The sequence below is a fragment of the Pantoea sp. JZ2 genome (assembly GCF_035191405.1).
Classification (GTDB): domain Bacteria; phylum Pseudomonadota; class Gammaproteobacteria; order Enterobacterales; family Enterobacteriaceae; genus Pantoea; species Pantoea stewartii.
In genome coordinates, this window is record NZ_CP045247.1 from 2,795,921 (window position 1) to 2,818,376 (window position 22,456).

Sequence of the window (22,456 nt, forward strand, 5' to 3'; positions counted from 1 at the left end):
CAATCATTTTCGAACAAAAATATATGCTATCGAATTGATGGTTAATGTGGCTAAGATCAAATTTCGCGAAAATGCCCTTCAGGCAGCGACAGCCCGTTAAAATCCCGTGATCCAGATTACAGATCCCGTGAAACAGGCGGTGCAAACGGTGACAGGGTGAGAGACAGGAGGCGACAATAAGTCACGTTCATTTTCGTTCGAAAACAAACAGAGAATCGGCGCTCACTCGCCAACGCGAAACCGGCAAGGTAAACTCTTTCACAGCGCGTGAATGCACGAAGCCCGATGCAAGTAAAAGAGGGAGCATTTCGATTGAAAAGCAAAACTGAGCAGTTAGCTGAAATGCAGCAGCGGCGTGAAAAGATTTTAGAGATGATTCGGGAAGACGGCACGGTAACGGTTAAAGCGTTAACCCAAACCTTTGGGCTTACCGAGGCCACGCTGCGGACCGACCTGCGCATGCTGCAAAAACAGGGATTTGTACAACGCTATCATGGTGGCGCAACGCTGATGACAGGCAAGCAGAACACCGGCCTGTTGCAGCTTGAACGTCAGACGCATCTGGAAGAGAAAGACGCCATTGGTCGTCTGGCCGCACAGCACATCGAAAATGGCGATACGGTGATTTTCGATTCCGGTACGACAACGACGGCGATTGCCGATGCCATCAGCCACATTCGCCGTCTGTCTGTGGTCACCACCGCCGTCAACATCGCCCTGAAACTGGGCGGTGAGCCGGGCATTAATGTGTTGCTGACAGGCGGCACCTTTAAGTTTCCGACGCTGTCAACGTCGGGCGAGAAAGCGGCCAGCTTTTTTGAAAATGTGCTGGCGGAAAAGCTGTTTCTCGCCACCGCCTGTATTTCGCCGCGGCTGGGCCTGAGCTTCCCCAGTGAAACCGATATTAAAGTGAAAATGGCGATGATTAACTCCGCCAGTACCGTTTATGTTGTGGCGGACTCCAGCAAAATCGACAAGGTCTCGATGTTTGCCCTGCCCTGCGACTGGAGCCACATCCACTATCTGATCACCGACAGTGGGATCAGCCCGTCGCATATTGCGGCCTTTGAAGCGCTGGGCGTCAGGGTGCTGGTTGCGCCCACTCCGACCCGCCGGTCAGGATAGCCTGTCCCTGATTTTTCCCCCGACGCCGTCATCGTCAGTGCGATGCCGTCACGCTCATCGCCGTCTCGCGCGATTGGGCAGCCATAAGATCGGCACGGTAATAGCGCACCACGTCGCCCACAATCAGTAACGACGGCGACACCGGTTTTTGCTGTTCGACCGTATCAGGCAACCCGGACAGCGTGGTGATCAGCACCCGCTGGTCCCGGCGCGTACCGTTTTCAATGATTGCCACCGGCGTCGCCTCACTGCGGCCATATTCCCGTAACCGGGCGCTAATCACGCTGCTCCAGCTTAACCCCATGTAAAACACCAGCGTCTGATTAGTGGCGGTCAGCGCCGCCGCATCCAGCTGCGGTTCGCCGCTGCGCCCGTGCCCGGTGATAAAGCGCAATGACTGGGCGCAGTCACGGTGCGTCAGCGGAATGCCGCTGGCAGCCGCACAGCCCACGGCGGCGGTAATGCCGGGTACCACCTCGCAGACAATATTCGCCTGCTGCAGGCTGACCATCTCTTCGCCGCCACGGCCAAAGATAAAGGGATCGCCGCCTTTTAACCGCACGACATTGCGCCCGCTGGCGGCCAGATCCACCAGCAGTTGATTGATCTGTGCCTGCTTCAGGCCGTGATGACCCGGCTGTTTACCAACGTCGATACAGAGCGCGCTGCTGGCGACTTCCGCCATCACCGCTTCGCTGACCAGGCGATCATAAACCACGACGTCCGCGCATTGCAGCAGACGCAGCGCCTTGACTGTCAGTAGCTCCACATCCCCCGGCCCGGCCCCGACCAGCCAGACCTTGCCCGGGCTGGACGCGTTTTCCGGCGCCAGCAGTTTATCTAAAGCGTTGATCGCGATCGTCATTCTTCCTCCGGTACAGCAACGGAAAGCAAAAGGTGTTTTAGCTCCGGCAGACAGGAGCCGCAGTTAGTACCACAGTTGAGTGCGTTACCCAGTGCCTGGGTGCTGTGACAGCCCTGTTTAATCGCCTGTAAGATCGTGTTTTCTCCGACGCCAAAGCAGCTACAGATCGTCCGGCCAGCCACGGCACGTTGTGCCGATTGTCCCGCCAGCAGAGCATGCCGTTCCGCCGCATTCGCCGGCGCCTGGCGAAAAGCCTGCGCAACCCAGTCATGATCGATCGCGGGTAACGACGCGCCGGTATAAAAGGCCAGCTGCAGCTCACCGTTGCGCCAGGCCAGCAGGCGGTAATGCGGTTCCGCCGCGTGGGCGGTTTGCCGTTGCAGCCCGTCCAGCGGGATCGTTGCCGTGAGCCACTGTTCTGGGGAACCGTCTCCGGCCAGGCTAAAACGTTGCGCGCCCTCATAGGGTGTACGCGCCCAGTAGCGCAGTCCGTCAGGCGGGCTTACGTCGCGCTGCCAGAGCCAGCCCTGCCAGCGGGTGTGGAGCGGCTGGATACGCACGGCGGTTTGTTTAAAGGCAGGCTGTGCCGAGGCCGGACAGCGGGTTGAGGCCACCAGCCCGCCGACCGTGCCCTGCAGACTGAACTGTCGGTTCCAGTGCATAGGGACAAAGATCTCACCGCGTCGCAGACCGCTGTCCAGCGTCACGCGCACCGTCATCCAGCCCGCGTCGGACTGCACCCGTGCCAGTGCCCCCGCGCACAGGCCATAGCGTTGTGCGTCCTGCGGATGCAGTGCTGCAAACGGCTCATCACAATGCTGCATGAGCCGGGGAACCAGACCGGTGCGTGTCATGGTGTGCCACTGATCGCGGATCCGTCCGCTGTTCATCAATAACGGATACGCCGCCCTGCACGCGACGGGCTGCGGCGTGGCCGGTGGCAACAGGCGGGCTTTACCATCAGGATGGTAAAAGTGCCGGTCGCTAAACAGCCGCGCGCAACCCTGGGGATAGCGGGCGTTGACCGGCCACTGCACCGGCGTCAGTGCATCCCACTGTGCGTCGCTCATCCCGGCCAGACCGCTGATATCAAACGCGCGCTGGCCGTTGTTCTCAAACCCCGACAACGCCGCGTGTTCGCGGAAGATGGCTGCCGGGTGCGTCCAGGCAAAGCCTTCATGAAAGCCCAGACGCTGGGCGACCTGGGCGAGTAACCACCAGTCCGGTTTCGCTTCTCCGGCCGGGGGCATAAACGCGCGCTGGCGGGAAATCCGACGTTCAGAATTGGTCACGGTGCCGTTCTTTTCCCCCCAGCCCTGCGCGGGTAGCAAAATATGCGCAAAGGCGGTGGTATCCGTTTGCGCCAGTACGTCTGACACTATCACCAGCGGACAGGCAGCCAGCGCCCGGGCAATGCGATTGCCTTCTGGCATCGAAACCGCCGGATTGGTGCCCATAATCCATACGGCTTTGATCGCCCCGCGATCAATGGCGTCGAACAGATCGACCGCCGTCAGGCCGGGCTGACGCGCCATACACGGACTGCGCCAGAAACGCTGTAAACGGTCGCAGTCTTCCGCAGTGAAACTCATATGAGCCGCCAGTTGGTTGGCCAGTCCGCCAACCTCCCGCCCGCCCATCGCATTCGGCTGTCCGGTCAGCGAAAACGGGCCGCAGCCGGGTCGGCCTATCTTGCCGCTGAGCAGATGCGCATTGAGAATGGCATTGTTGTTGTCACTGCCGCTTTGTGACTGGTTGATGCCCATACACCATAAGGTCAGTACGCGCTCATGCCGGGTAAACAACCGGTAGAACGCGGCGATCATGTCGTGGCTGATATCACAATGGGCTGCCACCGTCGCACAATCCCACTGCCGCGCGGCCTGTATGGTTGTGTCTACACCGTCCAGATGCGGCAGCATCGTGGCGTCAATGCCGCCATGCTGTTCCAGCCAGTGCAACAGGCCCGAAAACAGGGCCGGATCGCTGCCCGGCCGGAGCGGTAAATGCAGATCGGCGAATTCACAACTGGCCGTGCGGCGCGGATCGATCACCACAACCTGCATCTCAGGGCGCTGCGTTTTTGCCTGCTTCAAGCGCTGAAACAGCACCGGATGAGCCCAGGCGGCGTTCGAGCCGACCAGGATAACCACCTCGGCCTGATCCAGATCCTCGTAACAGCACGGCACGGCATCCGCGCCGAACGCCCGTTTATAGCCCGTCACCGCTGAGGCCATACACAGGCGTGAATTGGTATCGATATTGGCGACGCCGAGAAAACCTTTCATCAGCTTGTTCGCCACATAGTAATCCTCGGTCAGCAACTGGCCGGAACCGTAAAAAGCCACCGCCTCCGGGCCGTACGTATCGATAATCCTGCGCAGTCCGTCAGCCGCGGCATCCAGCGCCGTCTCCATGCTGACGCGCTGGTGATGAAGCTGAGGATGCAGCAACCGTCCGGCCTGTGTCAGGGTTTCGCCCAGCGCCGCGCCCTTCACGCACAGCCGCCCGGCATTCGCCGGATGACTGGCATCGCCCCGGACCTGAGCCGACGCGCTCTGCGACTGCGTGACCTCGACGCCGCAGCCCACACCGCAATAAGCGCAGGTGGTTTTCATGATGCCTGCGCCATCAGGTTAAGCGGACGGTTGGCGACCCACACCTGGCCGTTCTCCAGTTTGACCGGCCAGCAGCGCAGTTGATGCTGAGGGTTATCCAGGCTCTGTCCGTCCCGCAGGCGCACCCGCTGTTTGTAAAGCGGAGAGATCACCACCGGCTCCCCGGCAACATCGCCAAGGATGCCGCGTGACAGCACGCTGGCTTCGCTGCCTGGCTCACGATCCTCCAGCGCATAACAGTCATCACCCAGACGGAATAAGGCAATACGGACGCTGCCAAGACGGGCCCCGATGCCGGCCTCTGGCGGGATGGCCTCCAGTGGGCAGATTTCGCTCCAGGGTTCGGCGGGCAGATGCATCAGGGGAATACCGCTGGCCTTGTGGGGCTGGCGCTGTCCGCGCACGCGCGCATAGTGCAGCGTTTCATCCGGGTGATCGCTGTTCACTGTGGCGGTAAACAGCGCACGTCGCGAAGGATCGGCCAGCGTGGTCTGCCATTCGCACTGCCAGGTGTCCACCACCTGTTGCATGTCCTGTTCCAGCGTGGCGGCGATCCCCAGACTGTCATGAATCACCACCTCACGCAGGTAGTCCAGCCCGCCCTCCATGTTATCCATCCAGACGCTGGTACGCTGCAGGCGATCCGCCGTGCGCACGTAGAACATCAGAATCCGGTCGACGTACCGGATCAACGTGTCATCGTCCAGATCGCTGGCAAACAGTTCCGCATGGCGTGGCTTCATGCCGCCATTGCCGCAGACATACAGGTTCCAGCCGTTTTCCGTGGCGATGACCCCGATATCTTTACTTTGCGCTTCCGCACATTCGCGGGTACAGCCGGACACGGCCATCTTGATCTTATGTGGTGCGCGCAGGCCCTTATACCGGTTCTCCAGCGCGATGGCGAAGGCGGTAGAATCCTGCACGCCATAACGACACCAGGTCGAGCCAACGCAGGATTTCACCGTACGCAGGGATTTTCCGTAGGCATGACCGGTTTCAAAGCCGGCTTCCAGCAGGGTTTCCCAGATAGCAGGCAACTGGTCCAGTCGCGCACCAAACAGATCGATACGCTGGCCGCCGGTAATTTTGGTATAGAGATCGTAACGCGCGGCCACTTCGCCGATGGCGATCAGGCCCTGTGGCGTGATCTCGCCCCCTGGCACCCGCGGCACTACCGAATAGGTGCCATCTTTCTGGATATTGGCAAAGTAACGGTCATTCGTGTCCTGTAAGGGTAAATGGGCCGGTTTCAGCAGGTAATCGTTCCAGCACGAGGCCAGCAGCGAACCCACCAGCGGTTTACATACCTCGCAACCACAGCCCCGTCCGTGGCTGGCCAGCAGCTCGTCAAAGGTTTTGATGCCATTGATACGGATCAGGTCATACAGCGCCTGACGGGAATAGGCGAAGTGCTCACAGATGTCTTTTTTAACGGCGACGCCCTGGTTTTCCAGCTGAAACTCCATCACCTGTTTTACCAGCGCAGCGCAGCCGCCACAGCCGGTTGCCGCTTTGGTGCAGCTTTTAATACTGGCCATCTCGCCACAGCCACTTTGCACCGCCTGGCAGATATCGCCTTTACTGACGTTATGACAGGAGCACACCTGGGCGCTGTCCGGCAGCGCAGCGACGCCCAACCCTTTGGCCGGCGCGCCATTTAATACAGGCAAAATCAGCGCTTCCGGTGCTGCCGGCAGCGGCATGTCATTTAACATCGTTTGCAGGAGGGTGGCATAGTCGCTGCTGTCTCCCACCAGCACGCCGCCCAGCAGTCGTGTATTGTCGGCGCTCACGACGATCTTCTTGTAAATGCCTTTTGGTCCATTGGCCCAGTGGTAGCTCAGGCTGCCCGGCGTTTTGCCGTGCGCATCGCCAAAGGAGGCGACGTCTACGCCCAGCAGCTTCAGTTTGGTGCTCATGTCGGCACCGGTGAACTGCGCGGGTTCGGCCGCCAGATGCCCGGCCAGCACTCGCGCCATCTGGTAGCCCGGCGCTACCAGGCCAAAAATCTGCCCGTTCCACAGCGCGCATTCGCCGATGGCATAAATGTCGCTGTCACTGGTCTGGCAATGGTCATTGATGGTAATGCCGCCGCGCGGCCCCACGCTGATGTCGGCACTGCGGGCCAGCTCATCACGCGGACGGATACCGGCAGAGAACAGCACCAGGTCGGTGGCCAGCTCGCCGCCATCGGCAAAGTGCAGCACCAGACTGCCGTCAGGCTGGCTGGCAATTTGTTCGGTCTGCTTCGCGGTATGTACCGTCACGCCCAGCGCGTCGATCTTTTGCCGCAGCATCAGCGCCCCGCCTTCGTCCAGTTGCACGGCCATCAGGCGCGGCGCAAACTCAACCACGTGGGTCTCCAGCCCAAGCTGCTTCAGCGCGTTGGCGGCCTCCAGGCCCAGCAGCCCGCCGCCGATCACCACGCCGCGCTGACTCTGGCGGGCACAGGCTGCGATGGCATCCAGATCGTCCAGCGTGCGGTAGACAAAGCAGCGCTCGCCGTCATGGCCGGGTACCGGGGGGACAAAGGCGCGCGAGCCGGTGGCCAGCACCAGCTTATCCCAGGCCAGCTCACGGCCCGCGCTGTCGCGCAGGCTGCGCTGCTGGCGATCGATCGCCTCTACCCGGCAACCGCTACGCAGTTCAATCGCGTTTTGGGCAAAAAATTCTTCGCTTACCAGCGACAACTGCGTGGCCGTTTTACCGGTGAAATACTCGGAAAGGTGAACCCGGTCGTAAGCCTGATAGCGCTCTTCGCCGTAAACCACCACGTGATAATGTTGATGCAGGTTACGATCGACCAGTTGCTCCAGAAAATGGTGGCTGACCATGCCGTGACCCACCACGGCTAATACAGGTTTCGTTTGGCTCATCACAGGGTTTCCTGCAGCCAGCGGCTGCGTTTCAGGTTCATCAAGGCCGAACAGCGTATTCACAGAAACCGGTCCGGCATTATGGAGTTGGTTCAGCAGCGCACCACTTTGCTGGCAGTCGCCATACAGCAGCACGCCCTTCAGCCGGCCGTCTTTGAGGAACAGGCGGCGATAGTGCCCGGCGATCGGGTCAAAACTAATGACAGACGGGGCTTCGCGAACGTCACCGGCGCTAAACAGGGAAATTCCGCTGACTTTGAGACGGGTGCCCGTGGCCGCGCTGTAGAAATCCGCCTGAGGCCGATCGGCCAGTTGCGCCGCCAGAATCTTCGCCTGGGCCAGACAGGGCGCGACCAGACCGAAGGTCTCGCCGCTGATTTCACAACATTCGCCTACGGCATAAATTCCCGCGTGCGCACTGCGCAACTGGCGATCCACCAGAATGCCGCGCTGGCAGGGAATCCCGGCGGCCTGCGCCAGGGCGATTGCCGGCTGGACACCAATGGCCATCACCACCTGCTGCGCCGCCAGCACCCGGCCATCGTGGAGGATCACGCTATCCGTCCGGATCGCCGCAAGGCTGGTATTCAGTTCACAGCGAATGCCGCGCGCCCGGAGCTGGGCCAGCAGTAATTCTCCTGCCCTGGCGTCCAGTTGTCTGTCCAGCAAACACGACTGTCGATGAAGCAGCGTAACCTGACGCCCCTGCGCCTGAAGGCCGGCGGCCGCTTCTATACCCAGAAAGCCCCCGCCGACCACCACGACCGGACCCTGCCCCGCCAGCAAAGTGTCCACATCCTGCAGCGTGCGAAAGGTGCTGACATGCGGCAGGTCGCTGCCTGGGACTGACGGCCGACAGGGCTGCGATCCGGTCGCCAGTACCAGGCGGTCCCAGTGCAGCAGGCGCTGGTCGGTGCGTAAGGTCCGCTCAGCAACATTCACCTGTTCCACCGTCTCTCCCGCCAGCAAGGTCACGCCGTGACGGTGATACCAGTCACGATCGTGGATCAGCGTTTGCGCAACGGTGGTTTCCCCGGCCAGCAGTGGCGACAACAGCACACGGTTATAGTTGCCGTGCGGCTCACGGCCAATCACGGTGATGTCGTAACGCGTCGGCGCCAGCTGCAACAGGGTTTCCACCATGTGCATGCCCGCCATCCCGTTACCCACAACCAGCAACCGTTGTCTCATGGTGTCGTCCTTATGCCGCCGAGGTCTGTTTTTCGTAGAGAAAATGCAGCACTTTCTGACGCAGCTGGTGATAACGCACGTCATCCGCCAGCGCCACGCGTGAACGCGGCCGGGCCAGGTCAATCGTCAGGATGTCGCCCACCTGCGCCGCCGGGCCATTGGTCATCATCAGCACCCGATCGGACAGCAACACGGCTTCATCCACATCATGGGTAATCAGGACGATGGTGGTGTTCAGCGCCTGCTGGATGCGCATGACGCTGTCCTGCAGATGCGCGCGCGTTAAGGCATCCAGCGCACCGAAGGGTTCGTCCAGCAGCAGCACGCGAGGTTTCATTGCCAGCGCGCGGGCGATGCCGACGCGCTGCTTCATGCCGCCGGAGATCTCGCCGGGGCGCTTATGCATGGCATGACTCATTTGCACCTGGTTGAGGTTGTGCTCGATCCAGTCACGCCTTTCGGCCTTGTTCATCTTGCCTTTGAACACCTGCTCGACCGCCAGCTCAACGTTTTGATACGCCGTCAGCCAGGGCAACAGCGAGTGGTTTTGAAACACAACGGCGCGCTCAGGGCCGGGGCCGGTGACTTCGCGGTTATCGCATAACAGGACGCCGCTGGTAGGCCGGGTTAAACCGGCGATTAGGTTGAGCAGCGTGGATTTACCACAGCCAGAGTGACCGATCAGGCTCAGCGTTTCCCCCTGATGAAGATCAAAGCTGACATTATCGAGCGCCAGAAAATCGCCGCCGGAGGTGGTAAAACGCTGGCTGACCTGCTGTACACGAATGATAGGTTGCATAGTGTTCCCCTTATTTATCCCAGCTAAAGCGACGCGCCAGCAGCATCAGTCCCTGCTCCAGTAGCAGGCCGACGACGCCAATCAGCAAAATGGCAATCAGGATGTTTTCAACATTGAGGTTGTTCCACTCGTTCCAGATCCAGAAGCCGATCCCCAGGCCGCCCGTCAGCATTTCGGCGGCCACGATCACCAGCCAGGCGATGCCAATCGACAGGCGGACCCCGGTCAGCACCGCTGGCAGAACGGCGGGAAACAGGATGCGGCGCAGGATGGTCCATTCCGACAGTTGCAGCACGCGCGCCACGTTGAGGTAATCCTGGGGAATGCGCTGTACGCCTTCTGCGGTATTGATAATCATCGGCCAGATGGAACAGATAAAAATGGTCCAGCTGGAGGCCGGTTCGGCCCGCTGAAACAGCAGCAGGCCGATAGGCAGCCAGGCCAGCGGGCTGACCGGGCGCAGTAGCGCGATAACCGGATTGAACATGCGTGCCACAAAGGTAAAACGCCCCAGCAGAAAGCCTGCGGGAATCCCCACCAGCGCGGCCAGACCAAAGCCGACAGCCACGCGCTGCAGCGAGGCCAGCACATTCCAGCCGATGCCCTGATCGTTAGGACCGTTGTTATAGAACGGATCGGCGAACAGGACTTTCGCCGCCTCCCAGGTGGCGTACGGGCCGGGAAAGCCTTTGCTGGAAAGCGCCGCAATCTGCCAGATCAGGAGCAGAAGCAGCACACCGCACAGCGCGGGAATGGCACGCTGCAAAAACGGACGCAGGCGCGCAGGTGAACGCATCTTTTTTGGCGTCACCTGAAGGGGCACCACGGTGGCGTGGGTGGGCAGCGTCTCAGGCTGCGCCAGGGAGCGAGTCTGGGTTTTCATCACGACCTCTCTTTATGGTTAATGGCAAAGCTGGCAGCGTAAGCGGCAGGATTCGATCCATCCCATACTTTGCCGTCCATCAGGGTGCTGCTGCGCATCTCACTGCCGGGCAACGTGACGTTGCCGACAGCGCTGGCAGCCTGTTTGTAGATATCGATCTGGTTGATCTGCTTTGCGACAGCCAGGTAGTCCGGATCCTGGGTCAGCATTCCCCAGCGCTTAAGCTGGGTAAGGAACCACATACCATCGGACAGATACGGGAAACTGACGCTGCCGTCATGGAAGAAGCGCATCGCATGCGGATCCTGCCATTTCTGTCCCAGCCCGTTTTCGTACTGGCCGAGCATGCGGCCTTGCAGAATCTCAGGTTTGGTGTTGATCCAGGCGCGCCCGGCCAGCACCTGCGCCGTTTCGCGGCGGTTATCATCGGAGGCATCGATCCAGCGTGCCGTCTCAAGGACAGCCGCCGTCAGCGCGCGCGCCGTATTGGGGTTCTCTTTCACCCACGCGGCGCGGGTGCCGAGAATTTTTTCGGGATGATCGGGCCAAATCTGCTGACTGGTGGCGACGGTAAAACCAATATCGTCGCTGATGGCGCGCTGGTTCCACGGCTCGCCCACACAGAAGCCACTCATATTGCCAATCTTCATATTCATCACCATCTGCGGCGGCGGCACGACGACGGTGCGCACGTCATCAAACGGATTGATACCGGCATTCGCCAGCCAGTAGTACAGCCACATCGCGTGGGTGCTGGTCGGAAAGGTATGGGCAAAGGTGAGACTGCCTTTGGCCTGGCTGTCGATGGTCTTTTTCAGGCTGGCGGCATCGGTAACCTTCTGCGCTTTCAGCTGGTTCGACAGGGAGATCGCCTGGCCATTGTTATTGAGCGTCATCAGGTTCGCCATCGCATGCTGCGGGCCGGCAACGCCCAGTTGCAGGCCATAGATCAGGCTGTACAGGACGTGTGCCGCATCGAGCTCACCGGAGATCAGCTTGTCGCGGACGGCTGCCCAACTGGCTTCTTTACTGGGCTGTAGCGTCAGACCATATTTTTTGTCAAAGCCTTTCACCGAGGCCATGACGACCGGCGCACAGTCGGTCAGCGGAATAAATCCCACCCGCACGGTGGCTTTTTCTGGCGCATCGGAACCCGCCGCCCATACGGCGTTGCGCAATCCCGGCAACAGCCACAGCCCGCCAACGGCGGCGCTGGATAACAGCAGTTGACGACGAGACAGTGAAACTGGCGATTTGCTCATTTTTTGCCACCCTCAGGAAATAAAAAAAGGCGTCCTCTCCACTGCTTTCACAGGGAGATGGACGCCTTTATCCAAAGCACTCGCTTTACCGCCGTTGGCAAAGCAAATGCACACACTCAGTAAGGTAAAGCAAACCGCGTGCCAGCTTTGAAACGGTCCTGCGCGTGGCGCTTCAGGGTTTTCTCTGGTGAGTTTTTAACCGATTTTGCACATTGGTGACGCAGATCACGCACAAGCATTGTGCAGCTAACGCTTTCGAGTTACCTCTTCATCGTGGCGGCCACCGTGACGATCGCCTGAGCGATTTCCGGCAGCCGTTTGTTCTGATCCATCGCGCTTTTACGCAGCCGTTGCCAGGCGTGCTCTTCACTCAACCCATGCTGCTGCATCAGCCAGTTTTTAGCCTGGTCGAGCAGTTTGCGCTCTTCCAGCGTGGCGCGCAGAGTGGCCAGCTCATTGGCCTGATGCTGCAAACGCTGGGACTGCTCCGCGATCAACGACAGCAGCGAGCGACCGAGCTGGGGCGCCAGCCCGTCGCTGTTCAGCGCACCGGACTCGGCAGCCAGCCAGTCCGCCCCCGAGACATATAACGTAAAATTGCAGCCCGACTGTGCCACATGCAGGGGTTCAGCGGCCTGATGCTGTGCCAGTGCGATCGCCTCGCGGCAGCGCAACATCAGCGTGGCTGACAGCTGATCCTCCAGCAGTTTCATTTGATCGATACGCTGTGACAGCAGTGAAAACCAGTGCGGTGCGCCGCTGTCATCCCGCCGCCCGTCGGTACAGGCAATGCGCCGCAGTCGTTCAATCTCGCGACTGGCCTGCGCCAGCGGCTGCCAGTGGTGCAAAACCGCCTCATCGGCAAACTGCTGGAACGTCGAAAAACTTTGTTCCTGTGCTTCAATTAAGGCCACCATGGCGCTGCGCTGCTCTGCGCTGAACTGGCCGGCGGCAAAGCCGGCCGCTCCCAGAGCACGTTCCTGTCCCGCCAGCTCTTTGCCCTGCATAAAGCTGAACAGCGCAATGAGCGCGCGGGTAATGTCAGGATGGCTGGCGGTGTCGGCGGCTTCAAAGACCAGGTTCAGTAAGCTACGGATAATTGAGTTGAATGCCGCAACGGCCTGCGCGTGCGCAATCTGTTGTTGCGTAATCTGCTGGCGCAACGCCGGTAACCCGGCCAGGGCCTGCAGCGCGGCGGCGATCAGGTTACAGAACCGGCTGTATCCCGGCTGGGCTTCGGCTTTGGGCAAGGCCTGGCAAAAATCCCGTTGGCAGCGCGTCACATCCTGCTCACTGGCGAGCCGCTGCTCACCGTAAAGCCGGCCTTCAGAACAAATCCACAGAGTGCTCGCCCCCCGCTCACGCTGAAGCTGATGCACCAGTTCGCTGACGGTGGTAATGAGTTTACCGGTCTGGCGAAGGCGTTGCAGGCTGGCAATATCGCTTTGCCGTGAGGCCTGCACCCAGCTCAGTGCGTCATCCATTGCTCATCCCCTTTTCGTACAAAAAAGGAGTCAAGCAAAAGCCGTGCCGTTTCCGCCCCGTCTTTTCTTAGCCTGACGGCTTGTGTCGCACGTTCCGCCCTTTCCGTTTCTCACTGCGGTGTAAAGTGGTTAACGCGGCTTATTCTTTTACCCAGGCCGCCGGGCCGTGGCAGGGATGGGATCACCCGCTTTTTTGAGGCGAAATGTCGCGAGTAATGCGCCCGATACTGCCCCAGAGGCGCCATCCCTGAAGCCCCTGCACAAGGAACGGGCTAAACGGCCATTACCATGCTATATCATTGGGTGCAATGGTTTGAATTCTCAAAAGTCTTAGGTAGACTGAGCGCTGTAAAGAGTGACCATGAGCGGCCTTGTCTCTGAACAGATCACCTGCCCGGCTGTGCGCCTCCCGATGAGGAGGCGCGATACGTGTGATAAACATCGTGCAGGCAGAGACACTGACGTGAGGAAAAGGGTGAAAAATCATTTAGCGTTTTGCCCGTTAGCTGCACATTTTTTGTCCGGCAGCAAAACGCCCCCTCCTCGGTCAATGCCGATTCGCCGGTGACGTGCAGTGGAACGTGCGCGCCCTGTTCGGGACATGCCCACCGCCCTTGCCTGAGTCAGGCCGCGCGGGCAAAGGCTCAACACAGCCCCGGTCCACCCCGACGTTGCCGATACGGATATGCCCTTGCGGTGATGTCCGCGGGCAGGCTCCCGGCGAGGTTGAGCTGACCACCGGTGTGAACCATCGTCCTGACGGTGACACGCGAGGCAGCACGCATTTGCATGGCCAGATAACTTAACCCCTGTGCGTTGACGTGGGTGGCGACAGCAGACACTGCGGTCCTGTCACGACGGCAACCTGGATCATGAACTGATGAAATTTAACCCCTGCCGTCCTGCGCATGCTGCCGGACGCGCAACGCAACGCGGGAAGTACACACAGCCATGAGCGTGGAATCTTCACCGCGTGAGGTGACGACCTCTGGTCGCGAAAATTTGTTACTTAAAGCGGCCGCGCCTCTGCTGAATGCGGTGGTGCAAATTCGTCAGGCTGCTACCCACGATGACCCGGCAGGTTTACGTCAGTCTCTGATTGATGAAATCCGCCTGTTTGAACAACGCTGCAAGCAGGCAGGCCTGCCGTTTGAGATGATCATCGGTGCACGGTACTGTGTGTGCAGTGCCCTGGATGAAGCCGCCGCGCAAACGCCATGGGGCACGCGCGGCGTCTGGTCCGGCAACGGCATGCTGGTGACCTTCCATAATGAAAGCTGGGGCGGCGAAAAGTTCTTCCAGCTGCTTTCACGCATTTCACAAAGCCCTCAGCAGCACCTTTGGCTGCTGGAAATTATTCATTACTGCCTGCTGCTGGGTTATGAAGGGCGTTACCGGGGCAGTGAAAAAGGCCGGGCGCAGTGCGACAGCCTGCGGGCAAGGTTAAAAGCGCTGATCGACGAAACCCGTGCGCAGCAAACCACGGAGTCCACGCCGCTGGTGCAGGTACATCCGCTGGTTAATACGCTGGCCCGTCCGATGGTGCCACTCTGGGCCTGTGCCATGCTGGTGGCCCTGATCGGCTGCCTGATTTACAGCGGACTCAACTGGCGGCTCGGCAACGCGGCTGAGCCTCTGCTGCGCAGTCTGTATAATATGCCGTTGCCACAAATCATGATGAATCGTCGCCCTTCTTCGCCACAGGCGCTGCTCGACTTACGTCAGCGGTTAAATGACGTGATCGCCGCCGGCCAGCTCGAAGTCAGCGACGGTGCGTTTGGCAGCAAAGTGATTATCCCGGCAGACAAGCTGTTTGCCGAACAGGGCACGGTGATTAATCCGGTGGGCCGGGCGCTTCTGGCGCGCGTCTCCGCAGCGATGAAAGACGTCAAAGGCACCATTCTGGTGTCGGTGTTTACCGACGATCAGCCTGTTGACGGCAGTCGGTTTGCCTCAAACTATGAATTCTCTTTCGCCCGTGCCCGGGCGATTAGCCAGTTACTGCAGGTGCAACTGGCCGATTCACACGTGCTGCGGTCAGAAGGCCGCGGCGACAGCGATCCGCTGCTGCCCAACGACAGCGGCGAGAACCGTACCCGTAATCGCCGTGTTGAAATTACGCTGTTTGCCGCACCTGAAACACTGAGTACTCACCAAGGAACACCCTGATGCGCGCTTCTTTCCGCTTATTCTTAACGCATCGGCTGCTGTGGAGCTTTATTGGCGTCACGGCACTGAGTTGCCTGCTGTGGATGCTGGGACCGCTTATCGCGTGGAATGAAACCCGCCCGCTTGAACCCGCGCTACACCGCAAGATTGTGGTCAGTCTGCTTTATCTTCTCTGGATTGGTTTCCAGCTGATTCCTGCGCTGTACCGTGCCTGGTTCAACAGTCGCCTGCTTGACCGGTTGCAGGTCGCAGAGAGCGACGATCCGGCGGAACGGCAGGCCACTGAGGCGCTGCTCAGCCAGCGCTTTAGTGAGGCGGCCATGCGCCTCAAGCGCACCCATTTTGGCCGACGCCAGGGCAGCCTGTGGGCACGGATTAACGCCAATTATCTCTATCAGCTTCCCTGGTATCTGATGATTGGGGCGCCGGGTGCCGGTAAAACCACCGCTCTGCTCAATGCCGGCCTGAAATTTCCCCTGACCGATACGTTCGGCAACGAGGCCGTTCGCGGCGTCGGCGGTACCCGGCACTGCGACTGGTGGTTCACCGACAGCGCCGTGCTGATCGATACCGCCGGGCGCTATGCGTTACAGGAAAGTCAGCGGGCACGCGATGCCAGCGAGTGGCAGAGTTTTATCAATCTGCTGAAGCGCTATCGGGCGCGGCAGCCGATCAACGGCGTCATCCTGACCATCAGCGTCGCGGATTTACTCAGCGATTCGGCTGAGGCGCGTTACGAACAGGCGAATGCGCTGCGCGAACGGCTGAACGAACTGCATCAGCACACCGGTATTCATTTTCCCGTCTATGTCATGGTGACCAAAACCGACCTGCTGAAAGGCTTTATGAGTTATTTCGGCAGCATGGAGAAGGCCCGCCGCGATGCTATCTGGGGCTTCACGTTTCCCTGGGAAGCCGGTAAGCCACACAAGCAGGACTGGCATCTTCACTTCGAGGGGCAGTTTACCCAGTTAGAACAGCAACTGCAGCAGCAACTGGCCGGGCAAATGACCCATGAGCGCGACCTCAATGAGCGGGCAGAATGTTTTCTGTTTCCGCAGGAGTTTGCCTCGCTGCGTCCCCTGCTCAGCGAATACCTGGACAGCATTTTTTCCCCGCGTTCTGAGACCGTGGCCTGGAATCCTCGTGGGCTGTTCTTTACCAGCGGTACACAGGAAGGTTTGCCTTTTGACCGCGTGATGGGCGAGCTGAGCCGCAAACTGCAACTGCGTCAGGCGGGGGCACACTCGATTGCCGCCTGGGATCGGGTCAACCGCAACAGCCCTATTCCCGGCAATAAAGGCCAGAGCTTTTTTATTCGTGATTTGCTGAGCAATCTGGTGTTTAAAGAAAGTGGCCTGGCGGGCAGCAATCGTCGCTGGGAATACCGTAATCAGCTCCTGCACTGGATTGGCTACGGTATGCTGGCCGGGGCGCTGGTGATCATGAGCGGACTGTGGTTGATCAGCTACTATCAGAACCAGCATTATCTGCAGCAGGTTACCGCGCGCGTACCGGCAATTTCTGCACAAAGTCAGCAGGTGATACATCAGCCCGCTGATAATATTTTTGATCTGCTACCCTTTCTGAATAACCTGGTGAAGTTACCGGTGTCCGACCAGTTTTCTCTCGATAATCCGCCGCTTACTATGCGGGCAGGCTTATATCGTGGCAATCAGGTCAGCGATGCCGCCTGGGCGCTTTATCAAAATGCGCTTAAGTCTTTACTGCTGCCCCGGGTCGCTCAGCAGATCACCAACCTGCTGCGTAACGATCCCGGTGATGACAATGAATACAGTCGTAATGCGCTCCGCGCTTATCAGATGCTGTATCAGCCCAGAAACTACGATGGGGAATTTCTACGGGCCTGGCTACTGCAAAATCTGCAGCGTTCGTTACCTGAAAAGGTCAGCGCGCGGGATTTGCAGCAGCTTGACTGGCACTTAAGCCAGCTACTCGATCAGCAAATTCAGTCTTCACCTTATGCGCGTGACAATGCGCTGATGATGCGCAAGCTGGCTGATAATTTGAACAATGCGGGGCGCGGCGGCGCGGTACTGGCGATTGCCCCCGCGAAGGCACAGCGCCCGACAACGCATAATCCATAATGGCGAGGTGAACATGTCTGTATCTCTGGCCCCTGGCTGGTTTGGCAAACTGCCCTCAACAGGGGACTTTATACATCATCGGCTCACTGAACAGGTCATCACGCCGTGGAATCACTGGTTTCAGCAGGGCCTCATTCACTGGCATCAGCAGGACGCGGCCGTGAGCGCCGATTTTCTGCGCGCGCCGGTGTGGAATTTTGTGTTACCGATCACGCCAACGCGTCAGCAGGTACAGATGGGCTGCCTGTTACCGTCATGCGATCGTGTGGGGCGCGCCTGGCCGCTGCTGGCCTTGCTGAGCTTTCCGCTCAGTCAGTGGCATCCGGCACAGTTAACGATCTCGGGGGACTGGTATCAGGATTTGGGGGCCACGCTGCTGAATGCCGTGACTCACGGTCTGAGCCCGGACCAGCTCGATCAGCACATCCAGGCCCTGGCTCCGCTGATGGTCCCGGTCCAGCAGCCGTCAGATATTATGGATGTAATCGGTTTCGCGGATTTGCCCTGCACACTGAGCTGGCAGGACGTCGCCGAACATTTCGACCCGCAGCAACACATAAGTTACTGGTGGAGCAACCGCAGTGACGGTTTCGTACATGCGACACACAAGCATAGCGGTACCCTCACGGCAGAACTGTTCTCATTACTGTTTAATCCGGCAGCAGGTGCACAGCCGGGACGCAACGGCCTCTATCCACCGATGTTCGAGTGAGACGTTGCCTTTGTCCTTCATAACGGGATAGCTCATGCAATTTACCATCGTTCAATGCACGTCTGATGTGCCGGTGAAAACCGTCACGTTTCATCCGCCGGGCGGCACGATCGGCCGCAGTCAGGATAACGATTTGGTGTTACCGGATGAAGCCCGTTCTATTTCTCGTCTGCAGGCGCTGGTGCACCTGTCCTGTAACGGAGAGTGCCGCCTGACTAATCAGGGCAGCGTGACACCGGTCGAACACAACGGTGTGCCGCTCAGCCGGGGAATGCAGGTGAGCCTGAAACACGGGGATGCTCTGCGCATCGGCGACTATGCCATCGACGTACGTGACCCTGCGGTACAGGGCATCAACAGCGATCCGTTGGCGTTTTTTAGCCATGCGGGCCCGCAGACGAATCCGCTGGATATCCCCGAATTTACTGAAGTCGAAGAGGTCGCTCAGGAACCTGTCGCCAGACGCCACGACCACCGGGGCGATGCCAGGCTGGCCATCGATCCCCAGGCCGGTGAGTCCCGATATGCGCCCTCGCCCGCCGCACACGATCACGATAACCTGGTCGCGGCGCTGCTTGACGGTATGGGACTAAGCAACGGCCACAATACGGTGATTAACGAAGAACAGATGCGGACCACTGGCCGCATGTTAAGTCTGTTTTCGCAGGGCACGGTGGCATTGCTGTCGTCGCGCTCTATCCTTAAACGGGGCGTCAAAGCGGAAATGACGATGATCCTGAACGAAGCAAATAACCCGTTCAAGATTCTGCCCTCGGGCAAAACCGTATTGATGCAGATGTACCAGAGCCAGATGCCGGGCTTTATGCAGCCTGAACAGGCGGTACGGGATGCGCTGGTGGATCTGCAGGCACATCAGTTGGGCATGATCGCCGGGATCCGCGCCATCATCGCCGCCATGTTGCAGTCGTTTAATCCGCAGGGGCTGGAGGAGCAGGCGAAGTCAGACGGTGCCGTGTCAAAAGTCCCGTTTACGCCTTATCAAAAAGCCGCACTGTGGGACTATTTCACTCGCCGCTATCAGCGCACTGCGGGTGAAATCGAAGACGATTTCCATACGCTGTTTGGTGAAGCTTTCCTTCATGCTTACGACATGGAGGTGAATCAGTACAAAGATTCCCAGACGCGTACGGATGATGCATGAATATCGCGTTTGCCCAGCGAAGTCAGCAAGGTCAGCGTGATGAACATGCAGATCGCACCGGTGTGGTACTGAATGCCCATCAGGCCAGCTTCGTGGTATGCGACGGCGTAGCGGGACTGCCCGGTGGGGAACAGGCGGCACAACTGGTATGCGACAGCCTGCTGACTCAGTTGCACACCTGTCCGCACCTTACCCTCGCCTTCACACAGCAGGCGATAGAAACGTGCCGCTCTGTGCTTGAAATCGCACAGGGTAATAATCCGAATTTTGCCACGATGTGCACCACGCTGGCGGGCCTGTTTATCGACCGCCCCCGACAGCGCGCATGGTGGGTGCACGCGGGCGACAGCCGGGTTTACCACTTTCGGCATGGCGTGCTCAATGCGGTCACCCGCGACCACAGCCTTGTGCAAAAACTGAGCGAGGCAGGCTATGAAAATACCGGAATTAACAGTAATTTACTTTATAATGCGCTCGGCACAGAACCTGCCCATCCTGTGAGCTTTTCTGACGAAATACTGCTGGAAGACGGCGATGCGTTTTTAGTCTGTAGCGACGGGTTTTGGCTCAATCTGACCACCCGGGAAATGGAGCAGACCTTGCGCATGGTGAATGCCTGTGAAGAGTGGCTGACGTTGATGGAACATGCCGTGAGCCGTGAAGTAAAGAAAGATAATCTGAGTGCGCTGGCCGTGTGGATCGGCGAACCGCAGGAGGCCACGCTGCTTTATTCGCTGGCTGACTCAACCCGTTTTCTGCCCTCTCGTGATGGATGAAAGAAACGCTATGAAAGTGTGGTTGCCCGCTCTGGCTACCTTGTTGATGGCCTTTACTGCGCAGGCAGAAAATTATCGCGTGGTGTACTCACCCAGCCTCGAACTGGAAGTGTATATCGACAACGTTGAAGGCAAAACGCCCGACGACTGGTGCCAGGAGACACTGCCACTGCGTATTGTCTCGGGTAAGAGCCAGAATGCAGAGATCCTTAAATCGTTCCTGCCGCGCGTCGGGACACTGTTAGCGAATCAGTGCAATGAACTGGACGTTCTGCCCTGGCAAATGACCAACAGCCAGGGCAGCGTGCTGGCTTCCGGCAGCGCCAGTAAATTGCAGAACTGGCGTCTGATTGTGAACGCTGATGCCGCCACAAGCAGTAACGTTCCGGTTGTCGCGTCGCGGCCAGCAGACAGCACCCCGTTACAGCATTTTGCGTTACCTGATGGCTGCCGCTTTCGCACCGCATGGGACGAAAACGGATTGTCGATCTTTGTCCCGCAAGGCGGTCGGTTGCGCTGCTCGTCGGAAGGCTGGCTCGAAGGCAACAGTGATATTACCGTCAGTGGACACGGCCAACCGCAGACGCTTGCCGTCACGTTTTACCAGGGTTACCCGATCGCCAGTCTGGCCATTGCCGGTAACGCCCTGCAAATCGTTAGCGTCAATAAACAGCGCATGATTGTGACCCGTGCTGATGCGCCTGACAGCTGGCTGGTGCTGCCTTTCGACGATACGCAACATCTGTGGCGGTTTGAGGGCACCCTTCTGGTCAGAGCGGATAAAGCCACTGCGCAGCAGAATGCCAGCGCCCTGTCTGCACGGCTCGACATGGTGCGAAGCCGGTGGGCAGGCAGTTTACCGTCACAACAGAAAGTGAATGTGTTACTTGTGGACACCTTGCGCGCGGATCAGGTTGATCCCGGCGCAGGTGCCTGGCGTAACATCCATTAATTATCGCGTTGCCTGGCAAGCAGGCCCAGTTCAGAGAGTCCACTATGTCGGCTAATGACAATCAGAAAGCAGTACCGAATGCCTTGCCTGACGGATATCGCTTTAACGAGTTCGAAATCAAAGAAGTGATTGGCGGCGGCGGTTTCGGCATTGTCTATCGCGCATGGGACCATCAACTTGAACGCACCATTGCCATTAAAGAATACATGCCTGTTTCGCTGGCGGTCAGGACGGCGGATATGTCGCTGGAGCTGCGCGGTGAACGTTTTCAGAAGCTGTTTAATGCCGGTCTGAACAGCTTTATTCAGGAAGCCCGACTGCTGGCACGCTTCAATCATCCGGGCCTGTTGCATGTCCTGCGCTTCTGGGAACAAAACGGCACCGCCTATATGGGCACACTTTACTACAACGGCATGACCTTGAAAGAGTGGCAGTTAACCAGCCATGAGTCTATCACCGAAGACTGGATTCGCCGCTTACTGCCGCCCTTGCTGGGGGCTATCAATACCATTCATCAGGCTGGCTATCTGCACCGTGATATTTCGCTGGATAATATTCAGATTCAGGAAAATCAACTGCCGGTGCTGCTCGACTTTGGCTCTGCCCGCAAAGAGATAGGCAATCTCTCTGATGAAACCGAAATCATGCTGAAACCGGGTTTTGCCCCCATTGAGCAGTACAGCGAAGAAGGCGAAGGTGAACAAGGCCCGTGGACAGATATCTATGCGCTGGGCGCGGTACTGCACACGCTGATTACCGGCTCCCCGCCGCCGGTCAGCGTGGTGCGCTGCATTGAAGACAACTATCAACCGCTGGTGGTGCGTAAGCCTTCAGGCTATTCGCTGCCGCTGCTGCATGCCATTGACTGTGCGCTATTGATGAAACCGCACGATCGTCCGCAGAGCATCGACGTGTTTGCTGCCCTCATTGCCTTACCGGTCAGCGATGTGGAGGCGGTCGTTAACAGTCTGCAACAGCGCAATGACGCGCAAAACCAACTGGACGCAGCCGCGGCCGACACGGTCCCACCGGTGGTCCTGGCGATGAATCACGGGGCGACGATGGCGGAACCGCTGACCGGACGCACGGTGCGTCGTCCGTCACCGGGGCTTCTGGCGCTGGCCGCCGTTGCCGTTATTGCCGTCGGCGCGGTGGTGTGGGTTGAAAACTCGCAAACCGCTTCGGTGCCACAGGTGGCGAAACGCAGTGCTGCACCAGCGACCGGCACGGTGCCCACGGGCCTGGCGATGGTTTACCTGAAACTGGCCGGTGATGAACAGGTGGTCCTGAACGGTCAGCCCGTGGCCTTGCACGCCAGCAGCAACGGTTTTGCCGTGCTGAACCTGGCGGCAGGCCAGTACCGCATTGATGTGCATGCCGGGAATACGACGCGCAGTCAGTCCGTGGTAATTGACAGACCGGGCACCTGGCTGATTAACCCAACCCAGTGACCGGATGCTGCTGGCCTGGC

The 22,456-nt window shown here is 59.0% G+C and carries 16 protein-coding genes; 8 read left to right on the plus strand and 8 right to left on the minus strand.

Annotation, left to right across the window (positions count from 1 at the left end):
- Nucleotides 1-312: 312 nt before the first annotated feature.
- Nucleotides 313-1,125: a DeoR/GlpR family DNA-binding transcription regulator gene (locus tag GC087_RS13380; RefSeq protein WP_033741089.1), complete on the plus strand. Its 813-nt coding sequence runs from the start codon at nt 313-315 to the stop codon at nt 1,123-1,125.
- Between the two features lie 34 nt (nt 1,126-1,159).
- Here GC087_RS13380 and cobA read toward each other — a convergent pair whose 3' ends face one another.
- The 8 genes from cobA to GC087_RS13420 all read right to left on the minus strand — a co-directional run bounded on the left by cobA (nt 1,160) and on the right by GC087_RS13420 (nt 13,948).
- Nucleotides 1,160-1,990 carry a uroporphyrinogen-III C-methyltransferase gene (cobA, locus tag GC087_RS13385; protein ID WP_324028494.1) on the minus strand — a complete coding sequence of 277 codons (831 nt, stop codon included), beginning with the start codon at nt 1,988-1,990 and terminating at the stop codon, nt 1,160-1,162.
- Nucleotides 1,987-4,608, minus strand: a complete 2,622-nt coding sequence (locus GC087_RS13390; protein ID WP_324028495.1) for a nitrate reductase — start codon at nt 4,606-4,608, stop codon at nt 1,987-1,989. Before GC087_RS13390 ends, cobA begins: the two co-directional genes overlap by 4 nt.
- A complete protein-coding gene (gene nirB, locus GC087_RS13395; protein WP_324028496.1) occupies nt 4,605-8,678 on the minus strand; it encodes a nitrite reductase large subunit NirB in 4,074 nt (1,357 codons plus the stop codon). Before nirB ends, GC087_RS13390 begins: the two co-directional genes overlap by 4 nt.
- A gap of 10 nt (nt 8,679-8,688) precedes the next feature.
- Complete coding sequence (locus GC087_RS13400) at nt 8,689-9,477, minus strand: ABC transporter ATP-binding protein (protein WP_006118921.1); 789 nt, start codon at nt 9,475-9,477, stop codon at nt 8,689-8,691.
- A gap of 10 nt (nt 9,478-9,487) precedes the next feature.
- A complete protein-coding gene (gene ntrB, locus GC087_RS13405; RefSeq protein ID WP_006118920.1) occupies nt 9,488-10,360 on the minus strand; it encodes a nitrate ABC transporter permease in 873 nt (290 codons plus the stop codon).
- The gene (locus tag GC087_RS13410; RefSeq protein WP_058701709.1) at nt 10,360-11,622 is read right to left on the minus strand and encodes a CmpA/NrtA family ABC transporter substrate-binding protein; all 1,263 of its coding nucleotides are present in this window, start codon (nt 11,620-11,622) and stop codon (nt 10,360-10,362) included. Before GC087_RS13410 ends, ntrB begins: the two co-directional genes overlap by 1 nt.
- A gap of 260 nt (nt 11,623-11,882) precedes the next feature.
- Nucleotides 11,883-13,106 carry a nitrate- and nitrite sensing domain-containing protein gene (locus GC087_RS13415; protein ID WP_324028497.1) on the minus strand — a complete coding sequence of 408 codons (1,224 nt, stop codon included), beginning with the start codon at nt 13,104-13,106 and terminating at the stop codon, nt 11,883-11,885.
- A 644-nt stretch (nt 13,107-13,750) separates the two neighbouring features.
- Complete coding sequence (locus GC087_RS13420; RefSeq protein WP_146212546.1) at nt 13,751-13,948, minus strand: hypothetical protein; 198 nt, start codon at nt 13,946-13,948, stop codon at nt 13,751-13,753.
- A 109-nt stretch (nt 13,949-14,057) separates the two neighbouring features.
- On the opposite strand from GC087_RS13420, the gene icmH reads away from it, so the two are divergent.
- The 7 genes from icmH to GC087_RS13455 are packed head-to-tail and all read left to right on the plus strand — an operon-like array spanning nt 14,058 to nt 22,436.
- Nucleotides 14,058-15,275, plus strand: coding sequence for a type IVB secretion system protein IcmH/DotU (gene icmH / locus GC087_RS13425; RefSeq protein ID WP_324028498.1), 1,218 nt, complete (start codon nt 14,058-14,060; stop codon nt 15,273-15,275).
- A complete protein-coding gene (tssM, locus tag GC087_RS13430; protein ID WP_033741079.1) occupies nt 15,275-17,383 on the plus strand; it encodes a type VI secretion system membrane subunit TssM in 2,109 nt (702 codons plus the stop codon). Before icmH ends, tssM begins: the two co-directional genes overlap by 1 nt.
- A 13-nt stretch (nt 17,384-17,396) precedes the next feature.
- Nucleotides 17,397-18,095 carry a type VI secretion system-associated protein TagF gene (gene tagF / locus GC087_RS13435; protein WP_006118915.1) on the plus strand — a complete coding sequence of 233 codons (699 nt, stop codon included), beginning with the start codon at nt 17,397-17,399 and terminating at the stop codon, nt 18,093-18,095.
- 34 nt (nt 18,096-18,129) lie between these two features.
- Entirely contained in the window at nt 18,130-19,257 is a 1,128-nt protein-coding gene (gene tagH, locus GC087_RS13440; RefSeq protein WP_039340694.1) for a type VI secretion system-associated FHA domain protein TagH, read from the plus strand.
- Entirely contained in the window at nt 19,254-20,033 is a 780-nt protein-coding gene (locus GC087_RS13445; RefSeq protein ID WP_324028499.1) for a PP2C family protein-serine/threonine phosphatase, read from the plus strand. The genes tagH and GC087_RS13445 overlap by 4 nt, the downstream gene beginning before the upstream one ends.
- 10 nt (nt 20,034-20,043) lie before the next feature.
- Nucleotides 20,044-20,985 (plus strand): hypothetical protein, encoded by a 942-nt coding sequence (locus GC087_RS13450; RefSeq protein ID WP_185199526.1) that lies wholly within the window; start codon nt 20,044-20,046, stop codon nt 20,983-20,985.
- A gap of 44 nt (nt 20,986-21,029) precedes the next feature.
- Nucleotides 21,030-22,436, plus strand: coding sequence for a serine/threonine protein kinase (locus GC087_RS13455; RefSeq protein ID WP_185199527.1), 1,407 nt, complete (start codon nt 21,030-21,032; stop codon nt 22,434-22,436).
- Nucleotides 22,437-22,456 lie beyond the last annotated feature (20 nt).